The organism is Brotocaccenecus cirricatena, from assembly GCF_020687045.1.
Lineage (GTDB): Bacteria > Bacillota > Clostridia > Oscillospirales > Oscillospiraceae > Vescimonas > Vescimonas cirricatena.
This window is the reverse complement of the sequence record NZ_JAJEPW010000071.1, coordinates 1-12,233: the sequence shown is the minus strand read 5'-3', so window position 1 is coordinate 12,233 and position 12,233 is coordinate 1. Positions and strand designations below refer to the sequence as shown.

The 12,233-nt window shown below is 62.5% G+C and carries 9 protein-coding genes; 4 read left to right on the top strand and 5 right to left on the bottom strand.

The window, feature by feature from the left end:
• Positions 1 to 80 precede the first annotated feature (80 nt).
• The 4 genes from LKD37_RS15090 to LKD37_RS15075 all read right to left on the bottom strand — a co-directional run bounded on the left by LKD37_RS15090 (position 81) and on the right by LKD37_RS15075 (position 4,377).
• On the bottom strand, positions 81 to 776 hold the full coding sequence (locus LKD37_RS15090) for a helix-turn-helix transcriptional regulator (protein ID WP_302929929.1): 696 nt from the start codon (positions 774 to 776) through the stop codon (positions 81 to 83).
• Positions 777 to 793: 17 nt separating this feature from the next.
• On the bottom strand, positions 794 to 2,686 hold the full coding sequence (locus LKD37_RS15085; RefSeq protein ID WP_302929928.1) for an AMP-binding protein: 1,893 nt from the start codon (positions 2,684 to 2,686) through the stop codon (positions 794 to 796).
• Complete coding sequence (locus tag LKD37_RS15080; RefSeq protein WP_302929927.1) at positions 2,679 to 3,554, bottom strand: 2-oxo acid dehydrogenase subunit E2; 876 nt, start codon at positions 3,552 to 3,554, stop codon at positions 2,679 to 2,681. The genes LKD37_RS15085 and LKD37_RS15080 overlap by 8 nt, the downstream gene beginning before the upstream one ends.
• A 151-nt stretch (positions 3,555 to 3,705) precedes the next feature.
• Complete coding sequence (locus tag LKD37_RS15075) at positions 3,706 to 4,377, bottom strand: JAB domain-containing protein (protein WP_302929926.1); 672 nt, start codon at positions 4,375 to 4,377, stop codon at positions 3,706 to 3,708.
• A gap of 154 nt (positions 4,378 to 4,531) precedes the next feature.
• Between LKD37_RS15075 and LKD37_RS15070 the strand changes: the two genes are divergently transcribed.
• The gene (locus tag LKD37_RS15070; RefSeq protein ID WP_302929925.1) at positions 4,532 to 5,068 is read left to right on the top strand and encodes a nitroreductase family protein; all 537 of its coding nucleotides are present in this window, start codon (positions 4,532 to 4,534) and stop codon (positions 5,066 to 5,068) included.
• Positions 5,069 to 5,095: 27 nt separating this feature from the next.
• Positions 5,096 to 6,784, top strand: a complete 1,689-nt coding sequence (locus LKD37_RS15065) for a tetratricopeptide repeat protein (protein WP_302929924.1) — start codon at positions 5,096 to 5,098, stop codon at positions 6,782 to 6,784.
• A 77-nt stretch (positions 6,785 to 6,861) separates the two neighbouring features.
• Here LKD37_RS15065 and LKD37_RS15060 read toward each other — a convergent pair whose 3' ends face one another.
• Positions 6,862 to 9,858 carry a M14 family metallopeptidase gene (locus LKD37_RS15060; RefSeq protein ID WP_302929923.1) on the bottom strand — a complete coding sequence of 999 codons (2,997 nt, stop codon included), beginning with the start codon at positions 9,856 to 9,858 and terminating at the stop codon, positions 6,862 to 6,864.
• Positions 9,859 to 10,056: 198 nt separating this feature from the next.
• Between LKD37_RS15060 and LKD37_RS15055 the strand changes: the two genes are divergently transcribed.
• Complete coding sequence (locus tag LKD37_RS15055) at positions 10,057 to 10,734, top strand: response regulator transcription factor (RefSeq protein WP_302929922.1); 678 nt, start codon at positions 10,057 to 10,059, stop codon at positions 10,732 to 10,734.
• On the top strand, positions 10,727 to 12,058 hold the full coding sequence (locus LKD37_RS15050) for a HAMP domain-containing sensor histidine kinase (RefSeq protein ID WP_302929921.1): 1,332 nt from the start codon (positions 10,727 to 10,729) through the stop codon (positions 12,056 to 12,058). The genes LKD37_RS15055 and LKD37_RS15050 overlap by 8 nt, the downstream gene beginning before the upstream one ends.
• Positions 12,059 to 12,233: the final 175 nt, after the last annotated feature.

The following is a 12,233-nucleotide window of genomic DNA, read 5'->3' as shown; positions in this document are numbered from 1 at the left end:
CCCCCCCCCCCCCCCCCCCCCCGGTTTTTTGACAAATAAATCCCCCTTCGGAGAACCTTTCCGAAGGGGGATTTGCGTGCTTATGCCCGGTTGTTGAGCTTTCCCAGATAGCGGTAGATGCTGGCCTCGGAGCTGTGCAGCTCCTTGGCCACATAGCTGACGGAGCCCTTCAGCAGGAACACGCCCTTGCGGTTCAGGGCCGCCATGATCTCCATCTTCTCGTCCTGGGTCAGCCGCTCCACCGGCACGGGATAGCTGGACACCACCTCGGACACGATGCTGGCGGTGGCCCCGGCGATGGAGGTGGGATAGGTCTTTTCCGGCGGCTCGGCGGTAGGGTCGGTGTCGTCCTCCACGATCAGGCGGGTGCCGCTCTGCACCCCCGGCGTCAGCATATTGCTGCACAGGTCCATGACCCGGGCCGACAGCTCCTGATAGCGGCTGCTGTCGAAGTTGATGCACAGCAGGCCCGCCAGCTCGTTGTGGGGCCCCTTGATGAACAGGGAGTTGGAGCACATCTTCTTGCCGGTGATGGCGGTGGACTCGAACCGCAGCACATAGTCCTGGGTCTCGTACAGGTGGCTGGTGAGATACTCCAGCATTTTGTTGCTCAGGGGGGAGCCCAGGTGGCGGCCGGTCAGCTCGCCGTTGGCAATGGCGATGATCTCGTTGGAGTCGTCCTTCAGCTCGTGAAGGGCCACCTCATAGTCCGGGCCCAGAATGTGGCCCAGGAAGTCCACCAATACGGTGTATTGCCGTCTCATTTCCCTGTCCATTGACAAGCCTCCTTGCTTTATTCCTTGGGGGTCTCGGTTTCTTTGGCCGCTTCCCTGGCGGCCTCCTTGGCCTCCTTGGCCGCCTCCTTGGCCTCGGCGGCCTTCTTGGCCTTGCGCTCCTGAACGGCGGCCTTGCGCTCCTCCTCCAGCTGGCGGCGCTGGGCGTCGATCTTGGCATTTTCGGCGGCCTTGGCGTCCAGCTTGGCGTTTTCTTCCTCCTCCAGCACCCGATAGGCCACCTTGCCCACCAGGGTCTTGGGCAGTTCCTCCCGGAACTCGATGTCCGAGGGCATGGCATACTTGGCGATGTGCTTGCGGCAGTAGTCCATCAGCTCCTGCTTGCAGGCCTCCGTGGGCACATAGCCGGGCTTGAGCACCACGAATGCCTTGACCCGCTGCATCTTGATGGGGTCCTTGATGCCGATGACGCAGCTCAGGTGGACGTACTCGTGGCCCTCCAGAATGTTCTCCAGCTGGGAGGGATACACGTTGTAGCCGTTGGTGACGATCATGCGCTTGATGCGCTGGCGGAAATAGATGAAGCCCTCCTCGTCCATCATGCCCAGGTCGCCGGTGTGGACCCAGGTCAGGCCGTCGGCGTGGGTCTGCTTGGTCTGGGCCGTCTCCTCGGGGTGGTTGACATACTCCAGCATCATGGTGGGGCCGGTCAGGCAGATCTCGCCCTCCTCGCCGTAGGGGACCTCCTCCTGGGTGCCGGGCTTGACGATCTTATAATAGGTATCCGGGAAGGGGATGCCGATGGAGCCCTCCTTCTGCTTGTGGATGGGGGTCAGGCAGCTGGCGGTGACGCACTCGGTGGTGCCGTAGCCCTCCCGGACGGTGATGGATGCGCCGTGCTCCTTCAGGAAGGCGTCGAACCGCTTCTTCAGCTCCACGGACAGGCTGTCGCCGCCGGAGAACACGCCCAGCAGGCAGCTCAGGTCCGCCCCCTCGATCTCCTTCACCCGCAGCAGGGCCTCGAACAGGGAGGGAACGCCGGCAATGAGATTGGGCTTGTGCTTCTTGATGAGCTCGGCATAGCTCTGGGCCGTGAAGCGGGGGATCAGGATGCAGTGGCCGCCGTTGGCCACCATGGAATGGATGGACACGCCCAGGCCGAAGCCGTGGAACATGGGCATAATGGCCAGCATCTTGTGGCCGGGCCGGAAGAAGGGGTTGGTGGCGATGATCTGGGCGGCCAGGGCGTTGAAGTTGCGGTTGGACAGCAGGATGCCCTTGGTCACGCCGGTGGTGCCGCCGGAATACAGGATGGCGGCGGGGTCCTCGGCCTTGCGGCGGACCTGATAGATCTCCACATATTCGCCCCGGCGCAGGAACTCCTTCCAGGACAGAACGCCTGCCCGGCCGGCGGGGATCTTGGGGTTCTTGCGGCCCTCGGTGAGCTTATAGCCCACCTTCAGCAGGGGCTTGAGCTCGTCGGCCACGGAGGTGACGATCAGGCACGGCAGGTCCACGGCCTTGCGGACGCTTTCAAACTTGGGATAAAACTGGTCCAGGGTGATGGCCGCCACGGAACCGGAATCCCGCAGATAGAAGGCGATCTCGCTTTCAGCGGACAGGGGGTGCACCATGTTGGCGATGGCGCCCACCATATTCACGGCGTAGAACATGCACAGGGTCTGGGGTGCGTTGGGCATGCAGATAGTGACCTTGTCGCCCTCCCGGATGCCGATGGCCTTCAGGCTCTTGGCGCAGGCGTTGATCTTCTTCCACATTTCGGCATAGGTGGTGCACTTGCCCATGAACTCATAGGCGATGTAGTCGGGATAGCGGCGCACCATCTCCTCCACCCGGCCGCACATGGACAGGGTGGAATAATTCAGGGTAGCGGGCACCTCGGGGTCCCTGCTGTTGAGCCAGGGCGCTTTTACCTGAGCGGCTTTACTCATAAGATACTTCCTCCTTCAAGGGCTTCTCCAGCTCCTCCGGGTGCTCCAGCAGATACTTCAGCAGCCGGATGGACTTGGAGTAATAATAACCGTCGGCCAGGCGCTCGTCGATGGTCAGACCCAGGTCCAGGGTCTCCCGCATGGTCACGCTGCCGTCGGCGTCGTAAAAGGGACTCATCTTCTTTTCGCCGATGATGCAGAACACGGAGCAGGTGCCCCAGTTGGTCAGGTGGTGATAGCCGCACTTGAGCTTGATGGAGCCCAGGTTCGACAGCACCACGGAGCTGTAATACGGGTCGTTGCAGGTCATGCTGTCGGGGACCCAGCCGCGCTTATCCAGCCACATGATGAACCGCACCGCCGCCTTGCCCAGCCACCGGGGCAGCTTGTTGAGGATGTCCATCTCGCCGGTGGTGCTGTCCACCTTGTCGGAGCGGCACTCCGTCACCTGCTGGCGGATGTATTCATGGACGGTGTCGATGGTGTCGTCGCCGGTGGTGTGCAGCATGGCCAGAGCCTCGGCCCCCTTGTCGGAAAACTGCTTTTTCACCACGAAGGACGCCGTCACCTCGTTGCGCTGGAAGAAGTTGCCGTTGACGATGAAGCGGTTCATCTTGGGCCGCAGGGTGATGGTTTTCACCAGGGCCGTCAGCAACAGGTGGAAATAGGTATAGGGGAAGTCCTTTTCCGTCTCGTTCCGGCGGGCCATATAGGCCTTCACCGGGGTCAGGTCGATGCGCTCGGAGATGTATGCCTCGTTGTCGCAGCGGTTGGGGTAAATAATGCCGGTGATGAAGTGCAGGGAATCCAGTTCCCGCAGCAGCCGGCCGTCACGGCGGTCGCCCCGCCGTCTTTTCTGTGTTTCCATTGGTTCCTCCTGTTTTTTTATTCGCATTTTTACAAGCAAAAGTAATATCTCATATTAGATTATAAGATTCTCTTATTATAACAGATTCTTTGCAGCATTTCTACCCTTTTCTGTCAATTTTCTTCGTGAATTTGCCTAAAATGGCGGGAATCTACCGCAGCAGTCCGCTGGAGGCCATGGAAACATAGTCTCCATCGGCCACAATAATGTGGTCGATGAGCCGGATATCCAGCCGCTTCAGGGCGTCCCGGACCTGGACGGTGGCCTGAACATCCGCCTGAGAGGGCAGGGCCACGCCGCTGGGGTGGTTGTGGGCCAGGAACACGCCGCTGGCCCCGGACAGCAGGGCGTTTTCCACCGCCTGCCGCAGGCTCAGCACCGTCATGTCCGCCTGCCCCTGGGACAGCACCCGACAGGATAGGACCTTTCCCTTGCCGTCCACGCACAGCTGATACAGCTGCTCCGTCCGCTGCCCGTCCAGCAGCCGCAGGAAATAGGCCCCGGCCTGGTCCACGGAGGCCACGATCTTCTCCTCCCGGCCCGGCTGCCTGGCCCGGTCCCCCATGGCACCTATCAGCCGCAGCAGCACCGCCGCGTTCTGCCCCACGCCCTCCACCTGCTCCAGCTCCTGCTCCGGGGCGGTCAGCACCCGGTCCAGGGAGCCGAACTGCTCCAGCAGCCGGTGGGCGGTCTCGTTGGTGTCCCGGCGGGGGATGGCGTAAAACAGGGCCAGCTCCAGCAGCTCATGGTCGGCCATGCTCTGGGGTCCGTGGGATAAAAACTGCTGGCGCATGCGCTGGCGGTGCCCGTCGTGCAGACCCATTTTTTGTCCCCCCATTTCCCGGCTTTGTCCCGATAATATCTCGCATTGTATCACATTTTCCCGGATTTTACAAGTACGGCCCCGCCGCCCTTTACGGAGAGAAAAATTTGTGCTACAATAAAAAACACTATTACCAAAAGGAGCGTATCATCCCATGACCACCGCAGAATGCATCCGGCAGCGGGTCAGCTGCCGCCGTTTTCAGGAGACCCCCATCCCCCGGGAGGACATCCGCCGGGTGGTGGACCTGGCCCGGTTTTCCCCCAGCTGGAAGAACACCCAGCCTGTGCGATATATCGTCATTGATGACCCGGCGCTGAAGGAGCGGATGGCCCGGGAGTGCATCCCCGGCCAGGGCTTCAACACCAAGACCATCAACCGGGCCGCCGCCCTGGCGGTGATCGCCTATGTGCCGGGGCTGTCCGGCCAGGGGGATGCCACGCTGACGGAGAGCCAGGCCGCCGGGTGGGAGATGTTCGACGCCGGAATCGCCGCCCAGACCTTCTGTCTGGCGGCCCGGGACCTGGGCATCGGCACCTGCATCCTGGGCATATTCGATGCCGACGCCGCCGGGCGTCTGCTGGAGCTGGAGGGCCTGCGCCCCGCCTGCCTCATCGCCATGGGCTATCCCGAGCAGTGGAAAAACGGCCCCGGCCGCAAGGAGACGGAGGAGCTGCTGTCCTTCCGATAAATCAATCATTCGATAAGGAGCGATAAAATGACGGACCACGAACCATTTCAGCGCGAACCCCAGAATCCCCAGGACCCCCAGGTCGTGGTCTTTTCCCCGGAGCTTCTGAAGCTGGCGGACCGCCGCCGTCAGGCCCTGGAGGACTGCCGCCAGGCGGCGGAGGACGGCGACGCCAACGCCGTGGTGCAGATGGGCATGAACTGCCTGTACGGCATTGGCGGCGCGGCCAAGGACCCGGGAAAGGCCTTCCGGTGGTTTTCCCAGACGGCCCCGGACGACCCGGCGGGCCTTTACTGGCTGGGGGTGTGCTACGACAACGGCTTCGGCGTGGAGCGGGACGAGGACCGGGCCTGCCGCCTGTATCAGGAATCCGCCGCCGGGGACTATGCCCCGGCTCTGTGCAACCTGGGCGTGTGCTATGAAAGCGGCCAGGGGGTGGAAAAGAACCTGGAAAAGGCCGTGGAACTGTACCGCCGGGCGGCGGAGGGGGGCTATCCCATGGGCCGGTGCAACCTGGGCGTGATGTATTTTTTCGGCCAGGGGGTGGAGAAGGACCTGAAAAAGGCCGCCTATTGCTTTGCCCAGGCGGCGGAGCAGCGGCTGCCCCGGGCCCAGTATCTGCTGGGGGTGTGCTGCGAGTTCGGCGACGGCGTGGAGCAGGACGTGTCCCGGGCTCTGGCCCTGTACCGGGAGGCCGCCGGGGCCGGATACCCCGACGCTCAGTGCGCCCTGGGGGTGCTGCATCACCAGGGCAAGGGGGTGGACCAGGACGACCGGGAGGCTGTCCGGCTGTTCCGCCAGGCGGCGGAGGGGGGCTATCCCCGGGCCTGGCACTTTCTGGGCCTGAGCTATGACCAGGGCACCGGGGTGGAGCAGAACGCACAGGAGGCCTTCCGCTGCTTCCTGGCAGCCGCCCAGGGGGACTATACCGAGGCCCTCTGCCAGACGGGCATGTGCTATTACTTCGGCCACGGTGCCGAGAAGGACTATGACCGGGCGGCGGAATATTTCCGCCGGGGAGCGGAGCGCGAGCATCCCCGGGCCATGACCCGGCTGGGGGTGTGCTATGAAACCGGCCACGGGGTGGAGCGGGACGTCCAGCGGGCCGAGGACCTCTATCGCCGGGCCATGGCGCTGGGCGAACTGGAGGGCCAGTACTGCCTGGCGGGGCTGCTGCGGCGGAGAAAGGACCCGGAGTCCCACCGGGAGGCCGCCCGCCTGCTGCAAAAGCCTGCCGCCGTGGGAATGCCCCGGGCCCAGTATCTGCTGGGAGTGTGCTACGAAACTGGCGACGGGGTGGAGAAAAAGCCACGGTACGCCGCGTACATGTATCACCGGGCCGCCCTGCAGGGCCACCCGGAGGCTATGCTCCGGCTGGGCATCTGCTACGAGACCGGCGTGGGGACGGAGAAGGACCCCGCCATTGCCGCCAACCTGTACCGCCGGGCGGCGGAGCAGGGCAGCGACCTGGCCCGATGCCGCCTGGGGAGGCTGTATGAGCAGGGCCTGGGGGTGGAGCGGGACCTCCGCCGGGCGGAGGAGCTGTATGAGGCTGGGACAAGGGCCGGAGTGTCCGGGGCAAAGGAAGCCATGGACCGGGTCCGGGCCGCGCTGGCCGCCCCGCCGGAGCCCCAGCCGGAGGACAAACCGGTGGACAAGAAAAGTCCCCTTCGCCGTCTGCTGGACCGGCTGAAGGGACCGAAATCAGAGGGATAACGGGAAAAGGGGCATCCCCCCGCGCATTGCGCCGGGGGATGCTGTTTTATGGGTTCCTGCGCTGGGCGCTGCGGCTGTCAGCGGGCCTTTTTCCGGGTGGTGAACACCGCGGCCATGCCCATGGACAGAACCGCTGCGGCGGTCCACGCCACAACGTTCATGTCGTCGCCGGTGCGGGGGCTGCTGGGCTCGGGCACGGGCTCGGGGACGGGCTCATCCTGTCCGGCGTCCGACACCGTGAAGTCGGCGCCCAGGAGCTTGCTGTAGATGGCGTTGGTAGCCAGACGGTAATCGTCGGTCTGGTGGGCCTTGTTGGTGATGCTGGTGCAGAACACCGTCATGTCCAGGCCGCCGGACTGATAGTCGATGGCAACCACCTGGCCCTTCAGGCCGCCGTCGGGATCGTCGATGCCGTTCCACCAGCCGGCCTTATAGAAGTCGTCCTGGCTGCTGGCCCGCATGAGGACAGTGGCCTCCTGGGGATAAGCGGAGATGATGGAGCCGCCCTTGGTATAAGTGGTGAAGTCTCCGTCGGCGGCGTAGTTGGCGGTGATGAGGCTGTCGCCGTATTCCACGTTGAACAGCGCCTCGTAGTCGTTATAGACCTCCTCGGGGCCGTACATGCCCTCTTCAATGATCCACTGGATCTTGAAGTCGAAGCCGGGGATGGTGGCCTTGGCATACTCCAGGATGTTGACGCTGGCCCCCACAAAGGGCAGACCGTTGGCCACGGCGGCCTTCACGTCCTCCTCGGGCTCGTTGCTGGAGAACACCACGTTGGCCTGGGACACATCGGCCACGGTTTTGAAGTTCATCTGCCGGGTGAAGGCGAAGCGGTCGAAGCTGTCGTCGTCCACATAGACCTTGGGCTCGGTAATGACCCTGGCCTGGGGCACGTCGGCCACATGGGTGATCTCGATGACATACTGGTCGCTGATCTGGGCGGCGTCCTTATGGTCGATGACGAAATCGCCCTTGCTGTAGTGGTCGCCGGCCTCGGTGATGAAGCCCACGGTGACGCCCTTGGCCAGCAGGTCGTTGACGGCGTTGACGGCGTCGAGGCCGTTGTTGCTGATGACGGTGGCCTTGGTGCCGTAGGTGGTGACCCAGGCGGTGCCGCGCTCCACCGTGTTGGCGTCGACGGTCTTACCCTCGAACACGCCGGGCTGGGTGATGGGGGTGCAGTCGAAGCCCCGCAGCTCCGGGAAGTTGGTGACGGACTCGCTGAACAGGCCCGTCCAGTTCTTCACGATCTTGCCCTTATAGAGCACGGCATTGGCGAAGCTGCGGCTGATCTGGTGCATGTCGATGACAAAGGCCCCGGCCTTGTAGGTCACGCCGTTTACCGTCACGTCCTGGGTGAGCTTCTCCACCTGCACTCCGTTGCGGATGAAATACTCCTGCATGAAATAGGCGTCGGCGATGTCCCGCTGGGAAGCGGCATCGGTGGGAATCACGTAATACTCGGGATAGAACTTGCCGTATTCGTCCTTTTCCCGGAAGTTCTCCTCCACCTGGTTGTCCTGGGTGACGAACCACTTCTCCGTCTCCGGGGACTCCTCGTTGTTCAGGGCCCGGCGGAAGAACTCCAGCTGGTTCAGATACAGGTCGTTCTTGTTCTCGGCCACATAGGCGGTGTGGCCGATGAGGCCGTATTTGCCCATGGTGACGGAGGCCTCGTTGTTTTCGCCGCACTCCACCGTGTAGCCGATGGTGCCGTGGAACAGGGCATAGGTGGGCGTGTAGTTGGTGGACATGTCGTCGGAGGGGTACTCATACCGGCCGGTGGCGGGGTCGTAGCCTGCCTCCATGGTGATGTCGTACCAGGGCTGGTTGTCCTCGGTGGCGCCGTTCTCCTTGGCGTATTCGCTGGAGGAGTTATAGATGGAGTTCATGGAGGCCACGTCGCCGAAGGCCCGGGCGCCCTCCAGGGCGTAATTCATGAACAGGTCATACTCCAGATTGGGCTCGTGGGGCGGGGTGCAGGGCTCGATCTGCAGCTGGGTCCGGGCATAGTAGATGAAGCCGTGCAGCTCCATCAGGGTGACGGGCTTCCACTTGACCAGGTCGGCGGTGGCCACCTGGGACTCGATCTGGGTCTGATAGGTGCTGTCACGGTTCAGGTCAAAGCCCTCCACGTTGCCCCGCTGATAGTGCTCCAGGGCATAGGGGTTCTCCGTGGGGCGGATGATGAAGAACACGTCGTTGAGCACGTCCTTCACGTTATAGGTGCAGGTCTCGTTGTCGCCGTTGAGATAGGGGATGGTCTCCTGGGTGGCCACGGCCTTCAGGAACTCGATCTGCTGGTCCACGGCGGGGCACTCATTGGGGTGGATGTTGGTGATGTACACGGGGACCTGATAGTCTCTGAGGCGGCCGGACCTCACGTCTGCGGCCACGGCCTCCGGCTCGGTCTGGGCCCGCTTCAGCAGGGCCAGATAGTTATCCACCACGGCCTTGTCCCGGGCCACGATGACCTCCATCACGTCCTTGCCGTCGGTGGACAGACCCGTGGACTCATAGGAGATGTACAGGCCGTTGGTCTGGGTGCGGATGATCTCCTGAATCTTGCTGTCCAGCTCGCTGTAGGGGGTGTAGGAATCATACACCTCATAGCGCATGGTCTGGCTGGCGCTGCGGCCGGTGGACTTGTCCGTCACCGTCAGGGCGTATTCGCCGCGATAGCTGTACCAGGGACGCCAATAGGCGGCGTCGTCGCCGTCGAACAGATAGTCCACGCAGAGGGTGGCCGTCACATCGCCGTTATCGGCAATGGTCAGGTCCTTCACGGTGAACACCGGCTCGCCGTCGTCCCCCTCCCAGTTCAGCCACTGGCTGAAGGGCTGGTCGCCGAAGGACCACTCCAGGTTGGCCGCCTCGGGCTTATAGCCCAGGTTGAAGGACAGGGCCACCTCCCGCTGATCCGTCATGGACAGCCGCTTGGTGCTGACGCTGATGGTGGCCTGGGGCTCGCTGCCGGTTTCGGCGGCGCCCACGGTGACCGCCATGGGGATGAGCATCGCGATACACAGGATGGCCGCCAAAGCCTTGGTCAAAACTTTGCTCTTTCTCATGTTTCCTCCTCGATTTCTGGTTGATATTGCGGAGTATAGGGTCTATACTGGTTATTATAAGGCAATCTGCTGGAAAATCATGCAATCTGTAAGAATCATAATGAATTTCCTTGAAATCTTAAAATTCTTACCGTCCGGCGGTTCCGGAGGCGGCCTGTGGGATAATAAACCATCAAGACTTTTGGAGAAGATTGGACTATGGCGGGGAAAATACTGATTATCGACGACGACAGGGACATCACCCAGATCATCCGGATCCTGCTGGAGGGGGAGGGCTTCGAGACCTGCACCGCATACAGCGGCGCTCAGGCCCTGGCCAGCCTGGACGAGACGGTGGAGCTGATCATTCTGGACATCATGATGGACGGCATGAACGGCTTCGAGGCCTGCCACAGAATCCGGGAGAGCAGCTATGTCCCGATCCTGTTTCTTTCGGCCATGTCCGGCGACTCGGAGAAGGTGGCGGCCCTGATGGCCGGAGGCGATGACTATCTGTGCAAGCCCTTTTCGGCGGCGGAGCTTACCGCCCGGGTCAGGTCCCTGCTGCGGCGGTACCGGGTCTATCAGGGGGCCGACCGGGCCGAGCCGGAGCGGGAGCGCCTGGTGCTGGGCATGGACAACAAGGTCACGGTGAACGGCCGGGCCATCCGGCTGTCCTATACGGAGTATGAAATCCTGCACCTGTTTCTCAAGCACCGGGGCCAGGTGCTGTCCATTCAGGATATCTATGAGGCCATCTGGACCGAGCCGTACAGCTATGCCGCCAACAACATCGTCATGGTGCACATCTTCAAGCTCCGGCACAAGATCGAGGCGGACTGCAAGCATCCCACCATTCTGAAAACCGCATGGGGAAAGGGGTACTACATTGACTAAGCTGTTTCACCGGCTCAGCACCCGGATCGTTCTGGAGATCCTGCTGGCCGTGGCCGTCAGCGCCGCCATATACGCCGGAGCCAACGCGGCGCTGACCCGCTTCTTCCAGCAGTATGCCACGGAGCCTGCGGTGTTCCGCCGCCTGTCGGACCGGCATTTTCAGGACCTGCAGCGCTTTGCCCAGGAGAATCACCTGGTCAGCACCGACGGCAAGCCCTTCACCCAGTGGAACGACCGGTATCACTACGTCTCCCTGATGGTCATCCGCCAGAACGAGGCCCTGTGCTACAACTCCTTCGTGTCCTATAACATGACCTATACCGAGGAGGACCAGGAGCACTTCTATTGGGGCTCCAAGGTCCTGCCCACCTATGAATATCGCCTCCGGCTGGCGGACGAAACCTGCAAGGTGTATTTCAGCGGCTATTTCGACCAGGCCTATACCTCCCTGCGCAAGGGCATATGCGCCGGGCTGTTCCTGATCTCCTTTGTGGCGGGGTTCTATCTCCTGTTTCAGAAGCACATCCGGTACATCGAGGAGATGGAGCAGAACGTCTCCTCTCTGTGCAGCAAGAATTTCAGCCGCCAGATCCCCATCCGGGGCAGCACGGAGCTGTCCACCCTGGCCGCCAACATCAACCACCTGGGGGACACCATCCAGCTGCTGCTGCTGACGGAGGACGCCAAGCTCAAGCAGAAGGAGCAGTTCGTCAAGTCCATTGCCCACGATATCCGCACCCCGCTGACGGTGGTCATTGGGTATCTGGAGCTGCTGTCCAAGGGCTATGCCGGCAGCCCTGAGAGCGCTGCGCTGTTCATCGACCGGGCCCTGGAAAAAACCAACCACATCCGCCGTCTGACCGACGACCTGTTCGCCTTCGAGGAGAACTGCCGGACCCTGCCTCTGGATACCTACAACGGCCAGGAACTGCTGGCCCAGGTGTCCTCCAGCATCAACAATTTCCTCACCAGCAACCGCTTCCGCCTGGACTACGCCGACCGGACCGGCGGGCCCTTCCGCATGCGGGCCAACATCACCCTGCTGATGCGCCTGATCGACAACATATGCGCCAACATCGTCAAGCACGGCTCCCCCGGCGAGCCCGTGGAGCTTACGGCGTCTGTGGAGGAGGGCTTCCTGGTGCTGCGGGAGAGCAACGCCGTCCTGCGCAAAACCGTCAAAACCGCCGCCGGTGACAGCGGCTATGGCCTGGTGATCTGCGAGGACGTCATGAGCGCCCTGGGGGGCAGCGTCTCCCACGGAACGGAGGACGGCCGCTTCTGCATCGTCCTGCGCTTTCCCATCCTGCCGGGCCGGGAATAGTCGACGCCGGAGAAAAAATTGCCCGTTCACCCTTGCCAACCGGGGAAAAGACTGCTGCGATATAGTCCTCGTCTTGTCAAAAAGCCGTTTTTGACAAGCTGAAAACCGGGGCCTGCTATGCAGGAACCCACCCCTGGGTATACCGGGTCTCGATGCGGGAGTCGTCCACCTCTGC